At 58.3% G+C, this 25,987-nt stretch carries 27 protein-coding genes; 20 read left to right on the top strand and 7 right to left on the bottom strand.

All coding sequences use genetic code 11. The annotated features are described in order from the left end of the window. Positions 1 to 153: 153 nt before the first annotated feature. From hpxU to AC4PCC_RS16365, 11 genes are all read left to right on the top strand, one after another. Positions 154 to 993, top strand: a complete 840-nt coding sequence (gene hpxU, locus AC4PCC_RS16415; protein ID WP_492125226.1) for a MurR/RpiR family transcriptional regulator HpxU — start codon at positions 154 to 156, stop codon at positions 991 to 993. Positions 994 to 1,283: 290 nt separating this feature from the next. Continuing rightward, complete coding sequence (locus tag AC4PCC_RS16410; RefSeq protein ID WP_067704848.1) at positions 1,284 to 2,069, top strand: transporter substrate-binding domain-containing protein; 786 nt, start codon at positions 1,284 to 1,286, stop codon at positions 2,067 to 2,069. 7 nt (positions 2,070 to 2,076) lie between these two features. Further along, positions 2,077 to 2,745: an amino acid ABC transporter permease gene (locus AC4PCC_RS16405; RefSeq protein WP_345830803.1), complete on the top strand. Its 669-nt coding sequence runs from the start codon at positions 2,077 to 2,079 to the stop codon at positions 2,743 to 2,745. Further along, positions 2,742 to 3,398: an amino acid ABC transporter permease gene (locus AC4PCC_RS16400; RefSeq protein ID WP_067704854.1), complete on the top strand. Its 657-nt coding sequence runs from the start codon at positions 2,742 to 2,744 to the stop codon at positions 3,396 to 3,398. The genes AC4PCC_RS16405 and AC4PCC_RS16400 overlap by 4 nt, the downstream gene beginning before the upstream one ends. Next, a complete protein-coding gene (locus tag AC4PCC_RS16395; protein ID WP_492125225.1) occupies positions 3,379 to 4,131 on the top strand; it encodes an amino acid ABC transporter ATP-binding protein in 753 nt (250 codons plus the stop codon). The genes AC4PCC_RS16400 and AC4PCC_RS16395 overlap by 20 nt, the downstream gene beginning before the upstream one ends. A 15-nt stretch (positions 4,132 to 4,146) precedes the next feature. Beyond that, positions 4,147 to 5,385 (top strand): pyridoxal-phosphate-dependent aminotransferase family protein, encoded by a 1,239-nt coding sequence (locus tag AC4PCC_RS16390; protein WP_492125224.1) that lies wholly within the window; start codon positions 4,147 to 4,149, stop codon positions 5,383 to 5,385. Beyond that, on the top strand, positions 5,385 to 6,653 hold the full coding sequence (hpxK, locus tag AC4PCC_RS16385; protein ID WP_492125223.1) for an allantoate amidohydrolase: 1,269 nt from the start codon (positions 5,385 to 5,387) through the stop codon (positions 6,651 to 6,653). The genes AC4PCC_RS16390 and hpxK overlap by 1 nt, the downstream gene beginning before the upstream one ends. A 27-nt stretch (positions 6,654 to 6,680) precedes the next feature. Continuing rightward, positions 6,681 to 7,184: a 2-oxo-4-hydroxy-4-carboxy-5-ureidoimidazoline decarboxylase gene (uraD, locus tag AC4PCC_RS16380; protein ID WP_492125222.1), complete on the top strand. Its 504-nt coding sequence runs from the start codon at positions 6,681 to 6,683 to the stop codon at positions 7,182 to 7,184. Beyond that, entirely contained in the window at positions 7,171 to 7,506 is a 336-nt protein-coding gene (gene uraH, locus AC4PCC_RS16375; RefSeq protein ID WP_492125221.1) for a hydroxyisourate hydrolase, read from the top strand. Before uraD ends, uraH begins: the two co-directional genes overlap by 14 nt. A gap of 249 nt (positions 7,507 to 7,755) precedes the next feature. After that, positions 7,756 to 8,448, top strand: a complete 693-nt coding sequence (locus AC4PCC_RS16370) for a hypothetical protein (RefSeq protein ID WP_492125220.1) — start codon at positions 7,756 to 7,758, stop codon at positions 8,446 to 8,448. A gap of 236 nt (positions 8,449 to 8,684) precedes the next feature. Beyond that, positions 8,685 to 9,164, top strand: a complete 480-nt coding sequence (locus AC4PCC_RS16365; RefSeq protein WP_345830812.1) for an Hcp family type VI secretion system effector — start codon at positions 8,685 to 8,687, stop codon at positions 9,162 to 9,164. Between the two features lie 112 nt (positions 9,165 to 9,276). Here the strand turns inward: AC4PCC_RS16365 and AC4PCC_RS16360 are convergent, their stop codons facing one another. Then, positions 9,277 to 10,065 carry a sulfite exporter TauE/SafE family protein gene (locus AC4PCC_RS16360; RefSeq protein WP_492125219.1) on the bottom strand — a complete coding sequence of 263 codons (789 nt, stop codon included), beginning with the start codon at positions 10,063 to 10,065 and terminating at the stop codon, positions 9,277 to 9,279. Positions 10,066 to 10,182: 117 nt separating this feature from the next. Here AC4PCC_RS16360 and AC4PCC_RS16355 point away from each other — a divergent pair, with 117 nt between their 5' ends. After that, positions 10,183 to 10,986, top strand: a complete 804-nt coding sequence (locus tag AC4PCC_RS16355; RefSeq protein ID WP_492125218.1) for an AraC family transcriptional regulator — start codon at positions 10,183 to 10,185, stop codon at positions 10,984 to 10,986. Here AC4PCC_RS16355 and AC4PCC_RS16350 read toward each other — a convergent pair. Further along, positions 10,976 to 11,743 (bottom strand): amidohydrolase, encoded by a 768-nt coding sequence (locus AC4PCC_RS16350; protein WP_492125217.1) that lies wholly within the window; start codon positions 11,741 to 11,743, stop codon positions 10,976 to 10,978. The genes AC4PCC_RS16355 and AC4PCC_RS16350 overlap by 11 nt on opposite strands. After that, positions 11,731 to 12,891: a pyridoxal phosphate-dependent aminotransferase gene (locus AC4PCC_RS16345; RefSeq protein WP_492125216.1), complete on the bottom strand. Its 1,161-nt coding sequence runs from the start codon at positions 12,889 to 12,891 to the stop codon at positions 11,731 to 11,733. Before AC4PCC_RS16345 ends, AC4PCC_RS16350 begins: the two co-directional genes overlap by 13 nt. A gap of 201 nt (positions 12,892 to 13,092) precedes the next feature. Here AC4PCC_RS16345 and AC4PCC_RS16340 point away from each other — a divergent pair, with 201 nt between their 5' ends. The 3 genes from AC4PCC_RS16340 to AC4PCC_RS16330 are packed head-to-tail and all read left to right on the top strand — an operon-like array spanning position 13,093 to position 14,932. Then, the gene (locus AC4PCC_RS16340) at positions 13,093 to 13,707 is read left to right on the top strand and encodes a methylthioribulose 1-phosphate dehydratase (RefSeq protein ID WP_492125215.1); all 615 of its coding nucleotides are present in this window, start codon (positions 13,093 to 13,095) and stop codon (positions 13,705 to 13,707) included. Then, positions 13,704 to 14,393 (top strand): acireductone synthase, encoded by a 690-nt coding sequence (mtnC, locus tag AC4PCC_RS16335; RefSeq protein WP_492125214.1) that lies wholly within the window; start codon positions 13,704 to 13,706, stop codon positions 14,391 to 14,393. Before AC4PCC_RS16340 ends, mtnC begins: the two co-directional genes overlap by 4 nt. Beyond that, positions 14,390 to 14,932, top strand: coding sequence for a 1,2-dihydroxy-3-keto-5-methylthiopentene dioxygenase (locus tag AC4PCC_RS16330; protein WP_492125213.1), 543 nt, complete (start codon positions 14,390 to 14,392; stop codon positions 14,930 to 14,932). Before mtnC ends, AC4PCC_RS16330 begins: the two co-directional genes overlap by 4 nt. On the opposite strand, the gene mtnA is transcribed toward AC4PCC_RS16330, so the two are convergent. Then, a complete protein-coding gene (mtnA, locus tag AC4PCC_RS16325; RefSeq protein WP_492125212.1) occupies positions 14,914 to 15,948 on the bottom strand; it encodes an S-methyl-5-thioribose-1-phosphate isomerase in 1,035 nt (344 codons plus the stop codon). The two genes, AC4PCC_RS16330 and mtnA, sit on opposite strands and share 19 nt — an antisense overlap. Before the next feature lie 157 nt (positions 15,949 to 16,105). On the opposite strand from mtnA, the gene mtnK reads away from it, so the two are divergent. After that, entirely contained in the window at positions 16,106 to 17,305 is a 1,200-nt protein-coding gene (gene mtnK, locus AC4PCC_RS16320; protein ID WP_067704901.1) for an S-methyl-5-thioribose kinase, read from the top strand. Between the two features lie 164 nt (positions 17,306 to 17,469). Here mtnK and fadE read toward each other — a convergent pair whose 3' ends face one another. After that, the gene (gene fadE, locus AC4PCC_RS16315) at positions 17,470 to 19,995 is read right to left on the bottom strand and encodes an acyl-CoA dehydrogenase FadE (RefSeq protein ID WP_492125211.1); all 2,526 of its coding nucleotides are present in this window, start codon (positions 19,993 to 19,995) and stop codon (positions 17,470 to 17,472) included. A gap of 209 nt (positions 19,996 to 20,204) precedes the next feature. Here fadE and lpcA point away from each other — a divergent pair, with 209 nt between their 5' ends. After that, entirely contained in the window at positions 20,205 to 20,783 is a 579-nt protein-coding gene (lpcA, locus tag AC4PCC_RS16310; protein WP_345830825.1) for a D-sedoheptulose 7-phosphate isomerase, read from the top strand. Between the two features lie 46 nt (positions 20,784 to 20,829). Further along, a complete protein-coding gene (locus AC4PCC_RS16305) occupies positions 20,830 to 21,597 on the top strand; it encodes a class II glutamine amidotransferase (RefSeq protein ID WP_067704905.1) in 768 nt (255 codons plus the stop codon). On the opposite strand, the gene dpaA is transcribed toward AC4PCC_RS16305, so the two are convergent. Further along, on the bottom strand, positions 21,568 to 22,308 hold the full coding sequence (gene dpaA, locus AC4PCC_RS16300) for a peptidoglycan meso-diaminopimelic acid protein amidase (RefSeq protein WP_492125210.1): 741 nt from the start codon (positions 22,306 to 22,308) through the stop codon (positions 21,568 to 21,570). The two genes, AC4PCC_RS16305 and dpaA, sit on opposite strands and share 30 nt — an antisense overlap. 242 nt (positions 22,309 to 22,550) lie before the next feature. Here dpaA and dinB point away from each other — a divergent pair, with 242 nt between their 5' ends. After that, positions 22,551 to 23,606, top strand: a complete 1,056-nt coding sequence (gene dinB / locus AC4PCC_RS16295; protein WP_492125209.1) for a DNA polymerase IV — start codon at positions 22,551 to 22,553, stop codon at positions 23,604 to 23,606. Between the two features lie 84 nt (positions 23,607 to 23,690). Here dinB and pepD read toward each other — a convergent pair whose 3' ends face one another. Next, complete coding sequence (gene pepD / locus AC4PCC_RS16290) at positions 23,691 to 25,148, bottom strand: beta-Ala-His dipeptidase (RefSeq protein ID WP_492125208.1); 1,458 nt, start codon at positions 25,146 to 25,148, stop codon at positions 23,691 to 23,693. Between the two features lie 262 nt (positions 25,149 to 25,410). Here pepD and gpt point away from each other — a divergent pair, with 262 nt between their 5' ends. Next, positions 25,411 to 25,869: a xanthine phosphoribosyltransferase gene (gpt, locus tag AC4PCC_RS16285; RefSeq protein WP_067704917.1), complete on the top strand. Its 459-nt coding sequence runs from the start codon at positions 25,411 to 25,413 to the stop codon at positions 25,867 to 25,869. Positions 25,870 to 25,987 lie beyond the last annotated feature (118 nt).

Genomic DNA, 25,987 nt, shown 5'->3' with positions numbered 1-25,987 from the left:
TCAGTCTCTTTTTATCGGGTACATAAATGAAGTAAAGCAAGAGATGTTCCAGGTTGCCGCCGGCAATGTTTCGCTGCCGAAAAATTTTTCTCCTCAAGGGCGATAATATTTGGTTATGCTGGGAAAAATGAAACGAAAGTTACAAGGTAAGCGATGAAACAGCTTGATGAGCGCCTGAAAAGTCACTATCCCCAGCTCTCCCCGCAGGAGCAGCGGGTCGCGGATTTCGTTTTCGATCATTTCGACGATCTGATCGGCTATAACAGCGCAGAGCTGGCGCGGCTCAGCGGCGTCTCAAAGGCGACCGTCAGCCGCCTGTTTAAGCGGCTGGGCTACGAGAAATACAAGGATATGCGTGACGAGCTGCGTACTCTGCGCCAGAGTGGAATGCCCCTGACCGACAACCGCGATGCGGTTCAGGGCAACACGCTGCTCTCCCGACACTACAAGCAGGAAATGGCCAATCTGACGCAGTGGGTTAGCGCGATTGATCCCGGGCAGTTTGGCGAAGTGGTGCAGCAGCTCGCCCGCTGTAAACGCATATTTATCATTGGGATGCGCAACGCTTATCCGGTCGCGCTGCACTTTCGTCAGCAGCTCCAGCAGGCCAGAGGCGGTGTGATGGTACTGCCGCAGCCGGGACAAACGCTGGCAGAGGAGCTGGTGGAGATGACGCCGGATGATACGGTGGTGGTGCTGGCGTTTCGCCGACGTCCGCGCATTATCAAACCCCTGATGCTTGCGTTACAGGGCCGCGATATTCCCACGCTGGTCATCTGCGAGCCGCAGGCACAGGCGGTTATCGCGCTGGCCCGCTGGCAGCTGTGCACCCCGCTGGACAGCGTCTCCGCCTTTGACAGCTATGCTTCGGCAAACAGCCTGATTAACCTGCTTGCCAATGCGCTGCTGCATGAATCACTCAGCGAAGGACGGCAGCGGATCCATCATATTGCCGATCTCTACGGGCAGCTTGACGAGCTGGAGCGGCGCTAGTGGGGCACTGTTTTGGTGCTCTGCCTCTTTATGGGGCGCTTCCCCGCATCACTCTTTATCTCCCTGATCTGCGACGAGTGCGCTAAAGAAATGCCTCTCACGGCTGTAACCCGGTCATAACCTCTTAAATTTCGAATAAATCGCGCTTTTCTGCTGCTACTGCTCCGCGCTCTTCTGGCGGAGCAGTAGCGAAAAGTAATTATCTGTCGCGCCCGATGATGGCACATTAGTTGCAAATAAATTCTTTAAGAATCTTTCGTTTCATGTTTTATTAACCGGGGTAGATAAGAATGAAGAGAGCATTTTTGGCAGTGTTGGGCGCAGCTTTGATGTTGACTCAGGTCACCCAGGCAAGGGCGGATCGGCTACAGGATATTGAAAAAAGAGGCGTTATACGCATTGCCGTGCCGCAGGACTTCCCGCCGTTCGGCTCGGTAGGGACTGACCTTCAGCCGCAGGGTTACGACATTGATATGGCCACGTACCTGGCGAAGCAGATGAAACTTAAGTTGCAGCTGGTGCCGGTCTCCAGTGCCAACCGCGTGCCTTACCTGCAAACCGATAAGGTCGATCTGGTGATCTCCAGCCTGGGGAAAAATCCGGAGCGGGAAAAGGTTATCGCGTTTAGCCGCGCCTATGCGCCATTTTTCCTCGGCGTGTTTGGTCCAAAAGAGGATGACCTTAAGAGCGCGGCCGGGCTGGCCGGTAAATCCATCGGCGTGACGCGCGGGGCGGTTGAGGACATGGTGCTGAGCGATATCGCGCCGAAGAACGCGCAGCTGAAGCGGTATGAGGACAATAACACCACGCTCTCTGCTTACCTGTCGGGCCAGGTGCAGTACGTGGCGACCGGCAACCTGGTGGTCGCCGCCATCACGCGTCAAAACCCCGGTAAGGCGCCGGTCACCAAATTTATGCTAAAGGACTCGCCGTGCTTTATCGGTATGCGTAAGGACGAACCCGCCCTTAAGGCGAAGGTGGATGCGCTTATCGCCCAGGCGCTGGCGGACAAAACGCTCAACGGCCTGTCGCAGCAGTGGCTGAAAGCACCGCTTCCGGCCGATTTCGGCGCCTGAGGGAGCAATGATGGGACAACTTAATTTCCCTGCGCTGTGGCCCTTCTGGCCTGAACTGCTGGCCGGACTTTGGGTTACCGTCCAGCTGACGGTGCTGGCCACCGTGGGCGGGGTGGGGCTGGGGATCCTGGGCGCCGCGCTGCGTAGCGGCAGGCCCACGCTGCTCAGCCGCCTGTGGGGTGGCTACGTAGAGCTGATCCGCAACACGCCGTTTGTGGTTCAGCTGTTCTTTATTGTTTTTGGCCTGCCGAATCTGGGGTTGAAAATGACCGCGGGCGAGGCGGCGCTGCTGGCGATGCTGATTAACCTCGGGGCCTACAGCACGGAAATTATTCGCGCCGGGATCCAGGTCACCCCGCAGGGGCAGTGGGAAGCCGGGCGCGTGCTGGGGCTAAGCCGCAGCCAGACGTTTCTTCGGGTGGTGCTGCCGCCCGCGCTACAGCGCATTTATCCGGCGCTGGTCAGCCAGTGCATTATCGTGATGCTGGGGTCGTCGGTGGTATCGCAGGTTTCGTATGAGGAACTGACCTTTGCCGCCAGCCTGATCCAGTCGCGGACCTTTTTAAGTTTTGAGGTCTATCTGGTGACCACGCTGATTTATCTTGCGCTGTCGGTGGCGATGCGGCAGCTGCTGCTGGCCGCCGGGCGTAAATGGCTGAGAGGAGCGCAGAGATGACCACTTTTACCGACTGGGATATTGTTCGCAATCTGCTGCTGGCCGCACGCTGGACCCTGCTGCTGTCGCTGACCGCCTTTTTCGGCGGCACGGTGGTGGCGCTGCCGCTGGTACTGGTTCGCCTCAGTCGCCGACGCTGGCCGACGCGGCTGGTGCGCTGTTACAGCGAACTTTTTCAGGGGACGCCGCTGCTGATGCAGCTGTTTCTGGCCTTTTTCGGCGTGGCGCTGTTTGGCATTGACGTCTCGCCCTGGACCGCCGCCTCGCTGGCGCTGACGCTCTATACCAGCGCCTTTCTGGTGGATATCTGGCACGGGAGCATCAGCGCGCTGCCGAAAGGGCAGTGGGAAGCCTCACGCTGCCTGGGACTGAATACCGGGCAGACGCTCTGGCGGGTGGTGCTGCCGCAGGCGCTGCGCATCGGCATTGCCCCCACCGTGGGCTTTGCCGTACAGGTGGTGAAAGGCACCGCGCTGGCGTCGATTATCGGCTTTGTCGAACTAACCAAAGCCGGCACCATCCTGAATAACGTGACCTATCAACCTTTTAAAGTGTTCGGGCTGGTGGCGCTGGGCTACTTCCTGATGTGTTATCCGCTGTCCCGCTACAGCCAGTATCTGGAGAAGAAATTCAATGCCGCTCATCACCATTAATCAGGTACAGAAATACTACGGTGATAACCACGTCCTTAGGGGTGTGGATCTCGACGTCGATATGGGCGAAGTGATCTCGATTATTGGCCGCAGCGGCTCCGGCAAAAGCACCCTGCTGCGCTGTATGAATGGCCTTGAAGCCTATCAGGAGGGCAGCATCAAGCTGGGCGGTATGACCATCACCCACCGCGACTCGCAGGCGCGCGAGATCGGCCGATCGGTCGGCATGGTTTTCCAGAACTTCAATCTGTTCCCGCACATGACCGCGCTGGAAAACGTCATGCTGGCGCCGCGCCGCGTGCTGAAAAAGAGCGAAGCCGCGTGTCGCACGCTGGCGGCGCAGATGCTGGAAAAGGTCGGGCTCGGCGACCGGATGAACTACTACCCGGCAAACCTCTCTGGCGGACAGCAGCAGCGGGTGGCGATTGCGCGTGCGCTGGCGATGTCGCCAAAGGTGCTGCTGTGCGACGAAATTACCTCTGCGCTCGATCCCGAGCTGGTCGGCGAGGTGTTAAAGGTGCTTGAGCAGCTGGCCCGCGAGGGCATGACCCTGATTCTGGTCACTCACGAAATGAACTTCGCCCGGGAAGTGGGCGATCGCGTGGTGTTTATGCATCAGGGCCGCGTCTGGGAGCAGGGAGACAGCAGGACGGTATTTGCCAACCCGCAGACCCAGGAACTGAAACAGTTTATCTCGTCCGTGCGCGGCCTCGGCCAGGCGCAGGGCGACTGACAAAGGAGAGAACAGATGGAATTAAGCCACTACCCGCAGATTAACCCGCCCCCGCGCCTGCTGATGGGCCCCGGCCCGATCAATGCCGACCCCCGCGTGCTGCGCGCGATGTCCAGCCAGCTGCTCGGCCAGTATGACCCGGCGATGACCCATTACATGAACGAGGTGATGGCGCTGTATCGCGGCGTGTTTCGCACCGAAAACCGCTGGACGCTGCTGATTGACGGTACTTCCCGCGCCGGGATCGAGGCGATTTTACTGTCGTCGATCCGCCCCGGCGACAAAGTGCTGGTGTCGGTATTCGGTCGCTTTGGTCATCTGCTGTGTGAAATTGCCCGCCGCTGCCGCGCGGAGGTGCACACCATCGAGGTGCCCTGGGGCGAGGTCTTTACGCCGGACAGGATCGAGGACGCGATCAAAGCCGTGCGCCCGCGCCTGCTGCTGACCGTGCAGGGCGATACCTCCACGACGATGCTTCAGCCGCTGAACGAGCTGGGTGCCATCTGTAAAAAGTATGGCGTGCTGTTCTACACCGATGCCACCGCGTCGCTGGCCGGTAACGTGCTGGAAACCGATGCCTGGGGGCTGGACGCGGTCTCCGCCGGGATGCAGAAGTGCCTTGGCGGTCCGTCAGGCACCTCGCCTGTCACCCTCAGCCCGCAAATGGAGGCGGCGATCCGCCGGCGTAAATGCGTGGAGCAGGGGATCCGCACCGCCGATCACCAGCAGGGTGAAGAGGAGATGATCTGGTCGAACTATTTCGATCTCGGCATGATCATGGACTACTGGGGACCGGAGCGGCTGAATCACCATACTGAGGCCACCAGCGCACTGTTCGGCGCACGCGAATGCGCCCGGGTGATTCTGGAAGAGGGGCTGGAAAAGGGGATTGCCCGCCACCAGCTGCACGGCGATGCGCTGCTGAAAGGCATTCAGGGTATGGGGCTGGAGGTCTTTGGCGATCTGCAACATAAGATGAGCAACGTGCTGGGGGTGGTGATTCCAAAGGGGATCAACGGCGACCAGGTGCGCCATCTGATGCTGGAGGATTTTGGCATTGAAATCGGCACCTCGTTTGGCCCGCTGCACGGCAAGGTGTGGCGTATTGGCACCATGGGCTACAACGCGCGCAAAGCGTGCGTGATGACCACCCTGAGCGCGCTGGAGTCGGTGCTGACGCATCTTGGCTACCAAACGACCCAGGGCGCGGCCATGCAGTCGGCGTGGGATCGCTATGCGCAGGAGAACGGCTGATGAGTGATTGCCAGATGAGCGAAGCCAGCGCCACGCTGGCCGCTGCACGGGTGATGGCACGCTGTGACGTACTGGCTGAAATCAGTGAAACGGCAGGCGCCCTGACCCGCGTCTATCTGTCGCCCGAGCATCTGCGCGCCAATGCGCAGGTGGGGGCATGGATGGCAGCGGCGGGCATGCGCGTCTGGCAGGACAGCGTCGGCAATATCTGCGGTCGCTACGAGGGACAAAGCGCAGACGCGCCTGCGCTGCTGCTGGGGTCGCATCTTGATACCGTGCGTAATGCCGGTCGCTACGATGGCATGCTGGGCGTCCTGACGGCAATAGAAGTTGTGCAGGCGCTGCATCAGCAAAACCAGCGTCTGCCGCTGGCGATTGAGGTGACAGGCTTTGGTGATGAGGAAGGCACGCGGTTTGGCATTACGCTGCTGGGGAGCCGGGGGCTGACCGGCCGCTGGCCGGAGAGCTGGGTTAACCATCCTGATGCTAACGGAGTCACGGTGGCGCAGGCGATGGCTCAGGTCGGCCTGGACGGGGCCGCGGTGCAGAACGCCGCGCGCAGGGCAGAGGATATCGCTGCCTATCTCGAACTGCATATTGAACAGGGGCCATGCCTGGAGCAGGCAGGCCTTGCGCTGGGGGTCGTGACCGCCATCAACGGTGCCCGTCGTCTGAACTGCCGGTTTACCGGCGAGGCGGGCCATGCCGGAACGGTGCCGATGACGCACCGTAAGGATGCGCTGGCCGCCGCCGCCGGATGGATGGTATTTATTGAACAGGCCACGCAAAAACGCCATCCGCAGCTGGTCGCCACCGTCGGTACGCTACAGTGCCAGCCGGGCGCGGTAAACGTTATTCCCGGCGAGGTTCAGCTGACGCTGGACGTACGCGGGCCGGACGATCGGGCGCTGGCCGAGCTGCTGGCGGAATTACTGCACGAGGGTGAAGCGATTGCGCTGCGCCGTGGGCTGACCTTCAGCGCCGATGAGTATTATCACATCCCGGCGACGGGCTGCGATGAGAAACTCCAGGCGGCGCTGAGCCTCGCTGTGGATCGGGTTCAGGGTCGCAGCCTGTCGCTGCCCAGCGGCGCGGGCCATGATGCAATCGCCATCGCGGAGCGCTGGCCGGTGGGAATGCTGTTCGTGCGTAACGACCGGGGGATCAGCCACCATCCGGCGGAATCGGTGATGGAAAGCGACGTGGCGCTGGCGCTTCAGGCGTATCAGCAGGCCGTATGCAATGTGGCGCTATCATTAAGTGAGTAACGGGATGGGCAGGTTTAGAGGAATCTTATGACGCTGGAATATTTTAATCAGGCGACGGCTGATGAGGCTAAAAACCAGATTGCACACTGCGTGGCGCTGGAGGCGTGGGCCGCCGCACTGGTCGCGGCCCGCCCCTTTGCCTCGCTGGACGATTTACTCAGGGCCGGAAGCGAGCTGGCCCGTCGCTGGGATGAGCAGGCGTTAAGCCTTGCGCTCTCTGCGCATCCGCGCATTGGCGAAAATGCCTCGGGGAATAGCAAAGAGGCGAGGTTGTCCAGAGGTGAGCAGCAGCAGGTCAGCCGCGAGGATAGTGAACTCCGGCAGGCGCTGCGGGCAGGGAACATGGCCTATGAGCAGCGTTTCGCACAGGTATTTTTAATCCGCGCCAGGGGCCGCAGTGGCGAAGAGATCCTGACCGAGCTGCATCGCCGCCTGCTTAATACGCCGCAGCAGGAACGCCAGGAAGCGCTCGATCAGCTGCGGGAAATCACCCTGCTGCGCCTGAAGGAGACGTTTAATGAGTACGATTAGCACGCATGTATTAGATACCGCGCTGGGCAAACCGGCGGCTGGGGTAGCTATTGCGCTGGAACAACAGGAGCAGCGTGGCTGGCGGGCGATCGCTCAGGGCCATACAGATGGTGACGGGCGACTGAAGGCTTTAACCCCGAACCCGCTGCCGCCGGGGCGCTATCGCCTGACGGCAGAGATTGGTGACTACTTCGCAGCCAGCGGGCGCGATGCCCTTTACGTCAGCGCACAGATTGATTTTGTCCTGCCTGAATCGGGCAGTCATTACCATCTGCCATTTCTGATCTCCCCCTGGTCATGGTCCACCTACCGGGGCAGTTAAACCGGCCGTGAACCCACCTCATCCGCCCCGGCTTGCGCATTCCTGCCGATCCCCTCAAATAATGAGGGGTGATGCTCAGCTATTACAGATGCAATGACTGGAATGCTGAAATATTACTGAAAATAAAAGAGCGGGATTTTTATAATTCAGACGTGCCTCTCATTTTATGAAATAAATGCTCATTTACTCATCAGTACCTAAGGCATATACTCTCCGAAAGGGATGAATAAAAATTATCACGGAGCGATAATGTATTACGGTAATGAAATTATAGGCTTTTTACAGTCAAATAAAATCCTCGCACTGAAGCTCGACCACGCCTTTACAGGCGTCGGCAAGGTGGTATCAAAGAAGGTGGATACAATAAGCGCAGGTGCAAAACGTGCGCTGTATTACACATCCTGCTTTACTGACGAATATCAGGACGTCTGCCAGCAGCAAAAGATCGAAGATATTCGATTTGCTAAAGGGGTATATTATCTTCTGCGACATGAAGATGTTGTATATGAAATGCTTAAGATTTACTTTGAAGAACTCTTCCGATACAGGACCTCAGAACAACTTGAGCATATCAAAAAAATGCTTATGGCAGTGAATGTCCATATGGCCGCCAGCTCACTCACCAACGCCGGATTCGCCTTAGCGGCAGCATCGTCCGTCGCCGTTGGTTTGAACCTAAGCTTTGATATGAGTGCTTTAGCTGGACGTGCGGCGGGGATGGGGATCGGGATGGCTGGCCTCTATGGCGTTGTTCAAAGGGCTGCCGATAGCGCCCATCGACTTCATTTTATCTGTCCAGCCTATTACGCTGCACTGTACGCTCATGAACTTGAAATGATGTACTTCCTGATTGAGCCATTGTTTGAAAAAGCGGGAGCGCTTAAAGCAAAGTGGGCGTCGGATGATGACATTAAAGATATCATTATCAACATGATTAGATAGCCATGATGAATCTTATCCGAAGGTTTTTTAGACGACTGTTCAGGTCATTGTTTTCAATGTACGGCCCCGCAGTGCTGACACTGATTTTTGCCGTCGTTCTGGTGCGTTTTTTTCCTGATGGCCCGATATGGCCGGTAGGGGTATTCGCTATATTTATTATATATATATTTTCACGTTACATAAAATGGTAATCGTGTGGATATTAGCGCTTTGAAACCAATTTATAAGGAAATAACATGTCTGCTCCCGCACATTTGTGGCTTGAAGATGAAAATGGCTCTCCTGTTGTTGGCAGTTGTTTAATTCCACAACGCTTAGGCTCGATCGAATTAAAATCTTTTTCGCATGGTGTAACCATTCCTGTAGAGTCGGGCTGGGGAAAACTTACGGGCACGCGCGTTCATCGGCCTGTCGTAATAGTGAAAGAGTTCGATCAGACAACGCCACTCCTTTATCGCGCTGTATGTGAAGGTCGCACACTGAAAAAAGCCCTGGTCAGGATGTACCGAATTTTAGAATCAGGCATTGAGTCTGAATATTTCAATATCATCATGGAAAACGTCAAAATTACCACGGTTTCGCCTTATCTTGCCCCTAACGGCATAAGTAGCACCCACCTTGAAACGCTTGAAGTGCGTTATGAGGCGATCACCTGGACGTTTACGGAAGGAAATATTATCTACCGCGACGCATGGAACGATCGCGTCTGTGCCTGACGACGGCGGGCATCGGTAGAGGCCATCCTTTAAAGAAGAGGGTACTGAAAAAATCACCGTCCGGAAATTTCAGCGGTTCCGGCATAACACTCTCTGTCGCGTGCCGACCACGTCACAGCACAATCGCGACCAGCACCGCCAACAGCAGGGCAATATAGACGCGGGCGTGCAGGGCATCCGGTACGGCCGGAACCACGCGGCGGGTAAACAGAATGCCCAGCCAGCCTGCCAGCGTCAGCAGCGCCAGAATTTTCAGATTGATAAAGCCGAGGTAGCCGGGGGCCTTGACCGCCTGTAGCCCGCTTAGGATATAGACAGCCGCGCCGCAAACGGCAACGGGCAGGGAGAGCGGATTCGCCGCGCTTACGCAGTCACGCATTGTGTAGCCATGTCGCCTGAGCAGCGGTACGGTCATCACGCTGCCGCCCACGCCAAGCAGTGCCGCCACCAGGCCGATCGCCACCCCGCCGACGCCAGAGGTTAAGGCCGAAAGCCTGCGCCGGGCGGGACGCTGTAGAAAGCCTTTACGCATCAGGCAGTCTGCCAGGGTAACCAGCATATAAATCATAAACAGTACCCGGATGGTCCGATCGGCAATCTCTCCGGCAAGCAGCGATCCTATTACAGCCCCTATCGCGATGTACCCTGCCAGCGGAAACAGCGTGGCGGCTGACAGCCTGCCCGCCCGCCAGTTCTGCCAGCTTGCCCAGCCGGCGTTAAATATCATCACCGCCGTGGAGGTCGCGACGGCAATATGCATGGCGCTGTCGGTCAGGTCGGGCTGGCGCACCAGCATCTGATAGACAAAAGGCACCACCACAAAGCCGCCGCCAAAGCCAAAAAGCACCGTGGTGATGCCGGTGGCAAAACCCGCGAGTAAAATCGTGATTAACTCCACCATTCATTAATTCCATCAGATGCGTTAAGCGACGATCCTAACGTGGGAACCTGGCGCTTCCCATTTCTGCGGCGCTCATTTACCCTTGCGAATCGGTCAGGCTGGGTGGTGACGGTGTAGATGCGTAACGTGCATATTGATGATTATGATGCGCTCGCCCGCGAAGTGGTGGCGGTGGGTAACGACTATCCGCAGGGGTATCGGCTTCCCACGCACCGCCACCGGCGGGCGCAGCTTTTATATGGCGCTACCGGGCTGATGGAAGTCACCACGGATATGGGGCGCTGGACCGTGCCGCCGCAGCATGCGGTATGGGTCCCGCCGCAGATGGCGCACAGCGTGAAGTTTACCGGCGTTTCAACGCGCAGCCTCTATATCGAACCCGCCAGCGCCAGCAGGCTGAACGTCGGGGAGGCGTGCAAAATTATCAGCGTGTCGCCGCTGCTGAGGCAGCTACTGATTGAGGCGGTAATGCTGGATCCGCTCTACGACTCGCCGCGCGATCGCCTGCTGATCTCGCTGCTGCTGGAAGAGCTGGCACTGATGCCCTGCCGCCAGTTTGATATCCCCCTGCCACGTGAGGAAAAGCTGTTGAAGCGGTGTCAGGCCTTTCTGGCCGCGCCGGATATCCACGATGCGGCAGATGACTGGGCCGCCATGCTGTTTATGAGCCAGAGCACCTTCCGGCGCTACTTCCTTAAGCAGACGGGGATGTCGTTTATGGCCTGGCGGCAGCGGGCCTGTGTGGTTGTCGCGCTCAGCAGGCTGGTGGAGGGAACGCCGGTATCCGGGGTGGCGCTGGCGCTGGGCTACGACAGCGGATCGTCGTTTTCCACCATGTTTCGCCGGGTCACCGGCCAGCCGCCTTCGTTTTACCTGCCTGGCGGTCAGCTGGCGCGAACAGAACACCCGCTCAGAGGCTAAAGGTATCCGCATCGCGCCACGCCGGGAAGCGCTCGCGATAGTCGCTCAGCGTTTCCAGAGACAGTTCAGCATTTAACACGGCGGGCTGATGCGGCTCGCCCGCCGCCAGGATCTCACCCTGCGGGCTGATAATTCGGCTGTCGCCGCTGTAGTGATGGTGGTTGCCGTCGCTGCCCACGCGGTTGCACCCGGCGATGTACGCCTGATTCTCAATGGCGCGGGCCAGCAGCAGCGCCTGCCAGTGGGCGGTGCGCGCGTCGGGCCAGTTAGCCACGTAAAGCGCCAGATCGTAATCATTGCGACTGCGTGAGAACACCGGGAAACGCAGGTCATAGCAGACCTGCGGCAGGATCCGCCAGCCGCGCCACTCGATTATCTCCCGACGATCGCCCGCCTGGTAATGGTGATGCTCATCGGCCATGCGGAACAGATGTCGCTTATCATAGCGATGCACCTTACCGCCCGGCTCCACCAGCAGAAAACGGTTAACCGCGCCTTTGGCGGTCTGAATGGCGGCACTGCCGCCGACCAGCGCCCCGGTGGCCTTCGCTTTCTCATGCAGCCAGTCTGTCACCCGCGCTTCCGGCAGGGAGCTTTTCGCCGCCTCCATGGCAAACCCGGTGGTAAACATCTCCGGCAGCACAATCAGATCGCGCCCCTTCAGGTCGGCCAGCAGCGTATCGAAAAAGCGCAGGTTGGCTTCGCCATCCATCCAGACCAGCGGCTGCTGGAGAACGGTCAGATTTAAAGTTGACACAGGCGCTCCGCGGCAGCATCCAGCGTGGCTTCCTGTTTGGCAAAGCACAGGCGGATCAGTTTATAAGGGAAAGGTCCGGCGCAGAATACCGACAGCGGAATAGCCGCCACGCCCACCTCTTTCGTGAGCCACTGGCAGAACGCCACGTCATCCAGATCGGAAATCGCGCTGTAGTCGGCCAGCAGAAAGTAAGTTCCCTCGCAGGGCAGCACCTTCAGGCGGCTTGATTCCAGCGCCTGAATAAAGCGGTCGCGTCGGGCACGATAAAATTCGGGCAGTTCGCGATAGTGTTCCGGCTCGGCATTCAGCATATCGGCCAGCGCCAGCTGGGCCGGCGTATTTACCGCAAAGGTCAGATACTGATGTACCTTGCGCACCTCAGCCGACAGCGATGGCGGCGCTATGCAGTAGCCCACCTTCCAGCCGGTCATATGGTAGGTTTTCCCGAACGAAGAGACGGCGATAGCGCGCTCGCGCAGCGGAGCATGGGCCAGCACGCTGGCGTGGCCCGCCTCCGCGAAGCAAATATGCTCATACACTTCATCGCTTAACACGTAAATTTCCTGCCCGCGAATGGCCTGCCACAGGGATTCAAAATCGCTTTTCTGCCAGACGGTGGCAGAGGGATTGTGCGGCGTATTCAGAATAACCAGTCGGGTACGCGGCGAGAGCAGGGCGGCAAACGCCGACCAGTCGACGTGAAACCCCGGCGGCTGGAGAGTCACGCGCCGCATGATGCCCCCCGCGAGGGTGACGGCAGGCGCATAGCTGTCATAGCTGGGATCGAAGCAGATAACCTCATCACCCGGCCGCACCAGGGCGGTAATGGCGGCGAAGAGCGCCTCGGTAGCACCGGCGGTGACCGTGATTTCGCTGTTGCTGTCGGGCTGGTGGCCGTAAAGCGCCGCTGTTTTCGCGGCAATGGCCTCGCGCAGCGGCTGCACGCCGGTCATGGGCGCATACTGATTTGCGCCCGCGCTGACGTGGTGGGCCAGACGCGCTTTCAGGTAGTCCGGCCCGTCGAAATCGGGAAAGCCCTGAGAAAGGTTAATGGCGTTGTGCTGCTGCGCCAGCGCGCTCATCTGCGAGAAAATAGTGGTGCCCAGAGCGGGAAGTTTGCTCTGCGGTGTCAGTGACGTCTGGCTCATTATCGGTAACCCTTGCGAAACGCTTATCCCGGACTGGCACCCTGTGACTGTTGCGGCAGAGTGAAATCCGTTGGGAATTAATGATGTGTTGGAGGTGTCTTGCTGCCACTATAGCCTCGATGTTAATATTTGGCAATCGAGACGCTTAGACGTCTAAACGCTAATGTTATGCTCGCCGATCCGGCAGAGAAAAGGAAACCTATGACCCTCACTCCGCAGTTAGATCAGTTGGTGGCCGCCTGCCACTGGATCGGTGCCAGGGGCTGGGCACCGGCCACCGGCGGCAATATGTCGGTACGTCAGGATGCTGAGTTTTGCCTGTTAAGCGCGTCCGGCAAAGACAAAGGCGCGCTGACCCGCGATGACTTTATTCAGGTTGAAATTGCCAGCAACCTCGTCCCCTCTGGCCGAAAGCCGTCGGCAGAGACCGGGCTGCACACGCTGATTTACCGGCTGTTTCCCGATGCGGGCGCGGTACTGCATACCCACACCGTCAATTCGACCGTCCTCTCACGTATTGCGAAGGGGGCCGCAGTAGAATTGGAGGGCTATGAAATGCAGAAAACGCTGGCCGGACAGACCTCGCATCTTGATCGGGTATCGGTTGCACTGTTCGATAACGATCAGGATATTGATGCCCTGGCGGGCCGTATTGACCAGTACGCTCAGCATCAGCCGCTGCGCTATGGCTTTCTGCTGCGGGGACACGGGCTGACGTGCTGGGGACGGGACGTCAGTGAGGCAAGACGCCATCTTGAAGGGCTGGAGTTTCTCTTCCAGTGCGAACTACAACGTCGGCTATTGGAGGCCAAATGATCCGCGCAATTGTTACCGATATTGAAGGAACCACCAGCGATATTCGTTTTGTTCATGAGGTGCTTTTCCCCTACGCGCGGGAAAACCTCGCGGCCTTTATTGCCGCCTTTCAGCATCGTGATGAGGTGGCCCAGGCGCTGAACGATCTGCGCAATGAGATAGCCCAGCCGCAGGCCACCACGGAAGATTTGATTACCGTGCTGTTCGCATTTATGGACGAGGATCGCAAGTCCACCGCGCTGAAAGCGCTCCAGGGCATGGTCTGGCGCGACGGCTATGTTAACGGCAGCTTTACGGGTCATCTCTATGCGGATGTCCTGCCCGCGCTGGAAAAGTGGCGACAGCAGGCGATTGATCTCTATGTATATTCCTCAGGCTCAGTCGCTGCGCAAAAATTGTTATTTGGCTACAGCGACGAGGGTGATATTACTGGACTGTTCAGCGGCTACTTTGACACCCACGTGGGAGCCAAGCGCGACACGCTCTCCTACCGCAATATCGCCGATGAGACCGGCTTAAAGCCGCACGAACACCTGTTTTTATCCGATATTCATCAGGAGCTGGATGCCGCGCAAGACGCGGGCTGGCAGACCTTACAGCTGGTGCGTGACGGGGCAGACACACAGAGTCGGCACCGTCAGGTAAACCGTTTTGATCAGATTAACCTGGAGTCGTTTTCACTATGAGTGCACTGACCCTGTTTACCGACAGCGAAGCCACCAGGCCGGTGTGGCACAGCACCGATGCTGACGAAATCCGTCAGCAGCTAAATGCAAAAGGCGTGCGCTTTGAGCGCTGGGAAGCGGATCGCGATCTGGGTGAAAACCCCGATGCTGACACGGTGATTAACGCGTATCAGCATGCGATTGACCGGCTGGTGGCGGAGAAAGGCTATCAGAGCTGGGACGTTATCAGCATGCGTGCCGATAACCCGCAGAAGGAGGTGCTGCGCACGAAGTTCCTGTCTGAGCATACGCACGGTGAAGATGAGGTGCGTTTCTTTGTGGAGGGCGCGGGTCTGTTCTGCCTGCATCTGGATGGCCATATTTATCAGATCCTCTGCGAGAAGAACGATCTGATTTCCGTTCCGGCAGGCACGCCGCACTGGTTTGATATGGGCTCGTCACCCCACTTTACCGCTATCCGCATTTTCGATAATCAGGAAGGCTGGATTGCCAACTTTACCGGCGACGCGATAGCGGATGCTTATCCGCGCCTGCCGTAGAAAGCGCCTGCGGCAACCTCTGCCGGGGTGACCACGCCGGTATCCAGCACCCAGCCGCTAATCAGGGCGGCGGGCGTGACGTCAAAGGCGGGATTATAAACCCGGGCGTTTTCCGGGGCCCACTGCACGTCACCAAAGCTGCCCGCCACGCCGGTCACTTCACTGGCGGCGCGCTGCTCAATAGGGATGGCGTTACCGTCAGGACAGCTGCTGTCGAGCGTTGTGTGCGGGGCGGCAACGTAAAAGGGAATGCGGTGATAGTGAGCCAGCACCGCCAGGCTGTAGGTGCCAATTTTATTGGCAACGTCGCCGTTGGCCGCAATGCGATCGGCACCGACCCAAATGGCGTCAACCTGCTGCTGCGCCATCAGGCTGGCGGCCATGCTGTCGCAAATCAGCTGGTAGGGCACACCCAGTTCGCCCAGCTCCCAGGCCGTCAGGCGTCCACCCTGAAGTAGCGGGCGGGTTTCGTCCACCCAGACGTTTTCGACATTGCCCTGCTGCCAGCCGCGCGCAATGACCCCCAGCGCGGTGCCCACACCGGCAGTCGCCAGCCCGCCGGTATTGCAGTGGGTCAGCAGGCGGCTGCCCGGTTCGATCAGCGCAGCCCCCGCCGTCGCAATACTGTCGCACAGCGCCTTATCCTCACCGACCAGGCGCAGGGCTTCCCTGCTGAGCGCGGCGGCTACGTTGTCCGGTGCCTGAGCCAGTACCTGCTTCATGCGGTCGAGATTATTCATCAGATTGACGGCGGTGGGGCGGGCGGCCCGCAGCACCTCCAGCGCCGCCGCCAGTTCGGCTTTTGGCAACCCGTTCTCCGCCAGCAGCGCCAGCAGCAGGCTGGCAGAAAGGCCAATGAGCGGCGCACCACGCACCCGCAGGGCTTTGATATGACCCACCAGCGAGGCCACATCAGGCGTCGGGCACCAGTTTTTTTGCTGCGGAAGCGCCTGCTGATCGAGGATCCAAAGCTGATTGTCACGAACTTGTAAGCTGGTTGTGCTCAGTGTCTGCATGAGAAGTAAAATCCTGGTTGCGTCGTCAGGCGATATTGTGCCAACATGCCTGACGGATGTATAGACGTCTGCACGGCTTGTTTGCAACAAATTAACGTCACGCGAACGTTTCTGTGAGGCAGCGGGCAGACAGCAATGGGCTAAAGAGGGTGAGTTGATGTCGCAATATCGTACTTTCACTGCAGCGGATGCCGTGGAATATGCCCGCCAGTATGGCGGTGTTGAAAATCCGGACAGTCTGGTTGAGTCGCAGGAGATCGGTGACGGCAACCTTAATCTGGTATTTAAGATATTCGACCGCGACGGCAACAGCCGGGTCATTGTCAAGCAGGCGCTACCCTATGTGCGCTGCGTGGGTGAATCCTGGCCGCTGACGCTCGATCGCGCGCGCATTGAAGCCGAGGTATTGCAGATCCACGGTCAGTATTGCCCGGAATATACGGTGAAGATCCTGCATCACGATCCCGAGCTGGCGGTGATGGTGATGGAAGATCTCTCCCACCTGGCGATCTGGCGCGGCGAGCAGGTTAGGGGGCGGGACTATCCGCAGGCATCCGCGCAGCTTGGTGAATATCTGGCGCAGACGCTGTTTCATACCTCTGACTTCTACCAGCATCCGTATCAGAAAAAAGCGGAGGTGATTCGCTTTACCAATCCCGAGCTGTGCGACATTACCGAAGAGCTGTTTTTCAACGAGCCGTACGAAGTGCATGAGCGTAACGGCTATCCGCGCGCCCTGGAGCCGCTGGCCGCCTCGCTGCGGGACGACGACGAGCTTCGTCTCAAGGTGGCGGCGCTTAAGCACCGCTTTTTCTCTCATGCTGAAGCGCTGCTCCACGGCGATGTCCATAGTGGTTCAATCTTCGTGGGTGACAATACGCTGAAGCTGATTGATGCAGAGTTTGGCTACTACGGCCCGATCGGGTTTGACGTGGGTAGCGCGCTCGGCAATCTGCTGATTAACTACTGTGCGCTCCCGGGGCTGCTGGCCCCCCGAGAGGCGGCAGACGCCCGCGAGAAACGCCTGAACGACGTACGTGTCACCTGGCAAAGCTTTGCGGATCGCTTCCTGACGCTGACCGCTGAGAAATCGCGCGATCGCGCGCTGGCCTGGCCGGGCTACGGCGCGGCCTTTTTGCGTAAGGTGTGGTGCGATACCCTGGGATACTGCGGTACCGAGCTTATCCGCCGTACGGTAGGGATGTCGCAGGTGGCTGATATCAAAACGATTGAAGATGAGGTGATGAAGGTGGAGTGCGTACGCCAGGCGATCGCGCTGGGCAGAACGCTGATTCTGGCCGCGGATCATGTGGAGAATATCGACGCGCTGATCGCTCGCGTGCGGCAGAACGGTTAACGCTATGCAACTTTCCTTTTGGCGGGGTATGAGTTTCCGTTAACGGCGTGCCCTTCCCACCGGCGGTTATTGGCCCGGTGGATTTTCAGCTTTCGTTCGTCGCTATCCTCTCCCTTCAGCCGCTGATTTGCCGCTGAAGGGGAAGGGAGGTTGAGTCAATAACGTCAGGCTATGGCCGTTTTTCTTGCATCATCAGGTATCTTTTGCAATGTAGCCTGCTCCTGCTCCTGCTCCTGCTCCTGCTCCTCAGACGCAGATGGAGGCTGAGGCCCGGACGTCCTGCTAAGCGGCTGGCTCGCCAGCGCATCGGCCTCAAACTCATCAACGTTAATCGAGCGCAGGCGGCTGGCTTCGGCGCGGGTCAGGATGGCGGCTTCCTCTTCATTCAGCCACTGCTGCGCCAGCCCCTGCTTCGCCAGCGCGTCCAGGCGGGTAAAGGGCAGGTTTTTTTTCTGCTCTTTGCACAGGCGGTCGTGAATGATTTCGGCTGCCATTATGTCCACCAGGGCCTCTTCCAGCTGTCCGGCCGGGTTATGCTCTGACGCGGTCAGATACTGGCCGCGACCAATGCGGCTGCGGGTCGCGGACGGCACCTGAAGGATGCGCGCCAGCTGGTGATCCAGCCGGTCTGACGGCGCCAGGCAGCGGCGGCCCAGCGGGAATATCGTCAGGCGAAGCAGACCCGCGACGGCGCGGTTAGGAAAGTTCCTTAACAGCGCGTCCGTGGCGTCTTCTGCCTGCTTTAACGCATCCTGCACGCCCCAGTGCAGCAGCGGCAGATCGGCCTTATTACGGCCTTCATCTTCAAAGCGCTTGAGTGCCGCAGAGGCGAGATAAAGCTGGCTGAGCACGTCGCCCAGACGGGCAGAGATACGCTCACGCCGCTTCAGGCTGCCGCCCATTACCGACATCGAGACATCGGCAAGCAGCGCCATATTGGCACTCACGCGGTTAAGGTGCTGATAATAGCGGCGGGTGGCATCGCGGGTTGGCGCGCGGCTGGTGCGCCCGCCGGTGATACCCAGCCACAGGCTGCGCACGGTGCAGCTGCCGACGTGACCGATATGGCTGAACAGCGCACGGTCAAAAGTAGCGAGGTCGTGATTTTGTGCCGCCGCCATTTCGGTCAGTACATACGGATGGCAGCGAATCGCCCCCTGGCCGAAGATAATCATGCTGCGGGTGAGGATATTTGCCCCTTCCACGGTGATGGCCACCGGCGCACCCTGATAGGCACGGGCAATGAAGTTGCCCTTGCCGAGCATAATCCCTTTGCCACCGGCGATATCCATCGCATCAATAATCGCCCGCTGCCCGCGATGGGTGCAGTGGTATTTCACAATGGCAGAGAGCACCGCCGGTTTTTCACCCAGCACAATACCGTAGGTGATCAGCGAAGCGGCGGCATCCATCATCCAGGCATTACCGGCGATACGCGCCAGCGGCTCTTCAATACCTTCCATTTTGCCTATCGGCAGGCGGAACTGGCGGCGAATATGGGCGTAGGCCCCGATAGCCATTGCAATGCTTTTCAGGCTGCCCGTTGAGTTGGAGGGGAGGGTGATACCGCGTCCCACCGAGAGACACTCGACCAGCATACGCCAGCCCTGTCCGGCCATCTTCGGCCCGCCGATAATGGTATCAATGGGAACAAAAATATCCTTGCCGCGCGTCGGACCGTTCTGGAAAGGCACGTTGAGCGGGAAGTGACGTTTACCGATCTCCACGCCCGGCGTATGGGTAGGGATCAGCGCGCAGGTAATACCCAGCGACTCCGTATCGCCCAGCAGATGGTCGGGATCGTAAAGCTTAAACGCCAGCCCCAGCACTGTCGCAATCGGCGCAAGGGTAATGTAGCGCTTATTCCAGCTGAGGCGCATACCCAATACCTGCTGTCCCTGCCAGTCACCCATGCAGACAATGCCGGTGTCGGGAATGGCGCCGGCATCGGATCCTGCTTCCGGGCTGGTCAGGGCAAAACAGGGGATCTCCTCTCCGCGGGCCAGACGCGGCAGATAGTGATTTTTCTGCGCATCAGTGCCGTAATGCTGAAGCAGCTCGCCGGGGCCAAGCGAATTGGGCACGCCCACGGTGATCGCCAGAATGCCCGAGACGCCCGCCAGCTTCTGCAATACCAGCGCCTGGGCGTAAGCGGAAAATTGCAGGCCGCCGTACTCTTTCCTGATGATCATCGCGAAGAAGCGGTGCTCTTTCAGAAAGGCCCACAGCTCGGGCGGCAAATCGGCCATTTCATGGGTAATCGCGAAGTCGTTTGCCATACGGCAGGCTTCCTCTACCGGCCCGGACAGAAAAGCCTGTTCATCGGCGGTGAGGCGCGGCTGCGGGTAGTCATGCAGCTTCTGCCAGTCGGGGTTGCCGCGAAATAGCTCGCCTTCCCACCAGGTGGTGCCCGCCTCAATCGCCTCTTTTTCGGTACGCGACATCGGTGGCATCACCTTTTGAAAGGTGCGCAGCATCGGCTTAGAGAACATCGCCCGCCTTACGGGCAGCAGGTTTAATGGCAGCAGAATCACCGCCAGCGGAATTAGCAGCCACGGCGTCCAGACGCCACCTGCGGCCCAGGCAATGCACCATACCAGCAGGGCGAGACTGCTTAACGGCAGGTTTACGCGATGATAAAACAGGGCGGCAATCAGGACGATCGTCGCAAGGCAGCTAAGAGCCAGCATAAAATTTCTCCAGAAGTAAGAGGTCTGACCTGTTAGGAGTATATGTAGTTGAGATGGTTTTTATTAGCAATCTGGTTACATAATAATTACAACCTGGCTCACACTCCGCGTGTATCACGCGTGAAACGTCTGGACCGGCAGGAAGGGTGCTGTTCCCCCCTCCTGCAAGTTGATAAACTGGCGGCGACCTCACTTAAAAGGATCTCTCTATGTATCAGGACATCATTCGTGCAGAACTCAATGAAGCCGCCGAAACGCTCACCCATTTCCTGAGCGATGACGCCAATATCCATGCCATTCAGCGCGCGGCCGTGCTGCTGGCAGATGCATTTAAAGCGGGGGGCAAAGTCCTTTCCTGTGGCAACGGCGGATCGCACTGTGATGCGATGCACTTTGCTGAAGAGCTGACCGGACGCTACCGGGAAAACCGTCCGGGCTATCCGGCCATTGCCATTTCGGACGTCAGCCATATCTCCTGCGTCAGCAATGACTTCGGCTACGACTATGTCTTCTCTCGCTACGTTGAGGCGGTAGGCCGCACGGGCGACGTGCTGTTTGGTATCTCAACCTCGGGTAATTCGGCCAACGTCCTGAAGGCGATTGACGCCGCGCGTGCGCAGGGCATGAAGGTGATCATCCTGACCGGCAAAGATGGCGGCAAGATGGATGGCCTGGCTGACGTAGAGATCCGCGTGCCGCACTTCGGCTATGCCGATCGCATTCAGGAGATCCACATCAAGGTTATTCATATCCTGATCCTGCTGATTGAAAAAGAGATGGCGAAGTAACCCTTTCCCGGCCCTGGTAGCAGGGCCTTACTGCGAGGTAGTCGCTATGTGTGAACTGCTCGGGATGAGCGCCAACGTTCCTACGGACATCTGTTTCAGCTTTACCGGTCTTGTCCAGCGCGGTGGGGGAACCGGTCCGCACAAGGATGGCTGGGGGATTACCTTTTATGAAGGAAAAGGCTGTCGCACATTCAAGGATCCCCAACCCAGCTTTAATTCGCCTGTCGCACGGCTGGTGCAGGAGTATCCGATTAAATCGCATTCCGTGGTAGCGCACATTCGCCAGGCGAACCGGGGCGAGGTGGCGCTGGAAAATACGCATCCCTTTACCCGCGAGCTGTGGGGCCGCAACTGGACCTATGCGCATAATGGGCAGCTGAAAGGCTACCGAACGCTGGATACCGGTCCCTTTCGGGCGGTCGGCGAAACCGACAGCGAACAGGCATTTTGCTGGCTGCTGCACAAGCTGACCACGCGCTATCCGCGTACGCCGGGCAACTGGCCTGCGGTATTTCGCTATATTGCCGAACTGGCGACGGAGCTGCGGAAAAAGGGTGTATTCAATATGCTGCTGTCGGATGGCCGCTATCTGATGGCTTTTTGCTCGACGAATCTGTTCTGGATAACCCGTCGGGCACCGTTTGGCAAGGCTACGCTGCTGGATCAGGACGTTGAGATTGATTTTCAGAAGCAGACCACGCCGAATGACGTGGTCACGGTGATCGCTACCCAGCCCCTGACGGGCAATGAAACCTGGCACAAAATTGCGCCAGGCGACTGGGCGCTATTTTGTCTGGGTGAGCGCCAGCGATGAACCGGTAGCCGGGGCGCTAAGCAGTGACCCCGGGCTATTCAGCACGTAGTGACCGTCGCTGACGCTGACCGAAGGCGGCAGGTGGGTCTGCACAAACTGGGCGTAGCCCGGTTGCAGCTGCTGCCAGAAGCTGTAGTACACCGAGTTACGGTGACGCTGCATATTGCTTTCGGTCATGCGGAACGGATAGATGCTTAATTCGATACGTGGCTGACCGTTACGCAGCGCGGCTTCCACAAAGCGATAGATATCCTGAATATTGGTATCGGTCATCGCATAACAGCCGATAGACACGCAGCTGCCGTGGATCATCAGATATTTCCCTTCATATCCCTGCTGACGATCGTAGGCGTTAGGGAAGCCGACGTTAATCGCCCGATAAAAGCGGCTGTCGGGTTTTAACTGGGAAAGCCCGACGCTGTAAAACCCTTCCGGACTTTTAAAATCTCCCTGACGGCGCTTAGGCCCCAGGCCACCAGAGAAATTACAAATTCGATAGCTGTCTATTAAACGATAATCGTTGCCAATTTTGCCATAAAGCTCAAGCGTGCGTTCTTCTTTGAATATCTGAATATACACAGGCGTGCCAATTAGATGTTTCTTTAATTCTTTGCTTACCGGTGCCAGCGGCAGTACCGGGGTGGTGGGTACGCTGGCGAAAACAACGGCTGGCAGAAAAAACATCGCAAAAAGGAGTGCGATTTTGCCCATTCTGGTTCCCTTGAAAAAGGAGGGGTGGATGCGGCGTCCGGGACGCGTTTACAGGCAATATCAGTTGATAGCCGCTATTGCTGCGTCACATTAGCATTGTCTATTTTTTTATCAAGAGAGCTGAGTATAAAATACTGAATAAAAATGTGGCTCAGCCCTTTGCCGCTGTGCTTTGGCTAAACGGGTAATATTGTCATTCGCTTATTTCGCTGTATACTTATCCAGTACAGTTGGAGGGGGATATGCGGAAGATCATTCACGTCGATATGGACTGCTTTTATGCCGCAGTAGAGATGCGCGACGATCCCAGCCTGCGCAATATCCCGATAGCCATCGGCGGCAGCCATCTTAAGCGGGGGGTGATCAGCACCGCTAACTACCCGGCGCGCAAGTTTGGCGTACACAGCGCCATGTCCACCGCGATGGCGCTTAAGCTCTGTCCGCATCTTAAGGTGGTGCCTGGCCGTTTCGAGGCCTACAAAGAAGCCAGCGCCCATATTCGTGAAATATTCTCGCGCTATACCTCCCTGATTGAGCCGCTCTCTCTGGATGAAGCCTATCTTGACGTCACCGACAGCCTGCACTGCCACGGGTCGGCCACGCTGATGGCGCGCGAAATTCGCCAGACCATCAGTCGGGAGCTGAATCTGACCGCCTCGGCAGGCGTAGCGCCGGTGAAATTTGTCGCCAAAATTGCCTCCGATCTGAATAAACCCGACGGGCAGTTCGTGATAACCCCTGATGAAATGTCGCAGTTTCTGCTGACGCTGCCGCTGGCGAAGATCCCCGGCGTCGGCAAGGTGACGGCCAAAAAGCTGGAGGAAATGGGGCTGATGACCTGCGGCGACGTGCAGAAAACCGATCTTGCCGCGCTGCTCCGGCGCTTTGGCAAGTTTGGCCGGGTGCTGTGGGAGCGCTGTAACGGCATTGATGAGCGGGAGGTGGTGACCGATCGCCTGCGCAAATCCCTCGGCGTTGAGCGTACCCTGTCGGAGGATATCCACAGCTGGGAAGAGTGCCTGAAAATTATCGACTTCCTCTATGAGGAGCTGGAGCGCCGCCTGATCAAGATCAAGCCAGACCGGCTGATTGCCCGCCAGGGCGTCAAGCTTAAGTTTAATGATTTCCAGCAGACCACGCAGGAGCACGTCTGGCCCGAGCTGAATAAAGACGACATGATTGCGGTGGCGAAGAAGGCCTGGGAGGAGCGGCGGAGTGGGCGCGGCGTCAGGCTGGTCGGACTGCACGTGACGCTGCTCAATCCCCAGATTGAACGTCAGCTGCTGTTGGGTTTATAGCGGGTAAGAGCGGGCAGCAACAGGGGCAGGCGCACGGCCCGCAGGGAAGCAGCAGGCGGAACAGGGTCCGCCTGCCGCTCAGGCTTACTTCGCCGGGATTGCCTTAAGCAGCGCCGTCAGCAGCTGCCAGTAGAGGCCCACGCTGGCAATATGGACCTGCTCATCCGGCGAATGTGGCCCGGTAATGGTTGGCCCGATGGAAACCATATCCATGTCCGGATAGGGCTTTTTAAACAGACCGCACTCCAGACCCGCGTGGATCACCTGGATGTTTGGCGTTCTGCCAAACAGCTTTTTGTAGGTCTCCCCCACCAGCGCCATCACCGGCGAGGTGGCGTCCGGCTGCCAGCCAGGATAGCTGCCTTTCGCCCGCACCGTGGCACCGGCCAGTTCGGCCAGCGCGGTCAGGGTTTCCACCACGTACTCTTTACCGCTGTCGATCAGCGAACGGATCAGGCTGTTGATCACCGCTTCGTTTTCGCGGATCGCCACCACGCCGACGTTCAGCGAGGTTTCGACCACGCCTTTCACTACGTCAGAGTTGCGAATAACGCCGTTTGGCGTACTGTTCAGCAGCGCGATAAAGGCGTCGCGGCTGGCTGCGGTCAGCGCCGGGCCACTGGCCGCCACGTTCTCCACCACCAGATTAATGTTCTTCTCTTTCAGCGCCAGCTCGCTTTTTAGCGTCTCCAGATAGTGCAGCGCCTGGCTTTTCAGCACGTCCAGCCTGTCTGCCGGGACGGCGAGCGTCGCCGTGGCCTCACGCGGGATAGCGTTACGCAGCGTACCGCCGGTAAAGTCGACCAGGCGCAGATCCAGTGCCTTAGCCTGGGTGAACAGAAAGCGGGCCAGCAGCTTGTTAGCGTTACCCAGGCCGACGTGAATATCACAGCCGGAGTGGCCGCCCTTCAGGCCCTTAAGTTGGAGCTGAATATGCGCGAAGCCTTCGGGTACCGCTTCACGGTCGATCGGCAGCGTCGCCGTAAAATCAATGCCGCCCGCGCAGCCCATATAGATTTCACCCTCTTCTTCCGAATCGGTGTTAATCAGGATGTCTGCCTGCAGCCAGTTGGGCTGAAGGCCAAACGCACCCGCCATGCCGGTCTCTTCGGTCATGGTCAGCAGCACTTCCAGCGGGCCGTGCTCAACGTTTTTATCCGCCAGCACCGCCAGCGCAGAGGACAGACCAATACCGTTATCCGCGCCCAGCGTGGTGCCGCGCGCCTTAACCCATTCGCCGTCGATCCAAGGCTGGATGGGATCTTTCGTGAAGTCGTGAACCGTGTCGTTGTTTTTCTGCGGCACCATATCCAGGTGCGCCTGCAGCGCCACCGGCTTCAGATTTTCCAGCCCGGCGGTGGCAGGTTTGCGGATCAAAATATTGCCCACTTCATCGCGTTCGGCCCAGAAGCCCTGTTCTTTCGCCCAGCCCAGAATGTACTGCGCCAGCGCTTCTTCATGATAAGAGGGGTGCGGAATAGAGCAGACTTTGGCAAAGATATCCCACAGCGGCTGTGGTGACAGTTGAGATAATTCAGACACGATAACTCTCCTGTGCCAGCACCATCGTTCAGCATGAGCCGTGGATGGCGAGCAAGATTAGCGGTTAAACAGCTCGCGTCAGCGGATCTGACGCTGTTGGCAAAGAATATCATCGTTTCAATGGGGATGCTTACTTCGCAACAGCAAAAAAGCGGGCTGGAGGCCGATCGGTGCTGGTTTTTAGCGCCTCAGATCTCTATAATTCCGCGCAACCTCACCCATAGTACATTTTTAAGCCAACACCATTGGTCGGGACACCTTTATGAGCGAAAAATACATCGTCACCTGGGACATGCTGCAGATCCATGCCCGTAAACTGGCTCAGCGCCTGCTTCCCGTTGAGCAGTGGACAGGCATTATCGCGGTCAGCCGCGGCGGACTGGTTCCCGCTTCCCTGCTGGCCCGTGAGCTGGGTATTCGCCATGTGGATACCGTGTGCATCTCCAGCTACGATCACGACAATCAGCGTGAAATGAAAATCCTTAAGCGCGCTGAAGGCGACGGTGAAGGTTTTATCGTCATTGACGATCTGGTGGATACCGGCGGTACCGCGCAGGCGATCCGCGAGATGTATCCGAAAGCCCACTTTGTGACCATTTTCGCCAAGCCTGCCGGTCGCCCGCTGGTTGACGACTATGTGGTTGATATTCCGCAGAACACCTGGATTGAACAGCCGTGGGATATGGGCGTAGCCTATATTCCGCCCATTGTTAAAGGCTGATTGATCCCGGTCAACGCAACGCCCGGTTCTGCCGGGCGTTGCTGTTTTTACGGTTAGCGCAGCCGCAGGGCCTGGGGTAGACTGGTCCCATGCCCTGTGCGCCGGAGGACCGCCACGC

It is taken from the genome of Erwinia sp. L03-1, from assembly GCF_058686115.1.
Note: the sequence above shows the minus strand (reverse complement) of the source record. Positions and strands in the feature narration are given on the sequence as shown.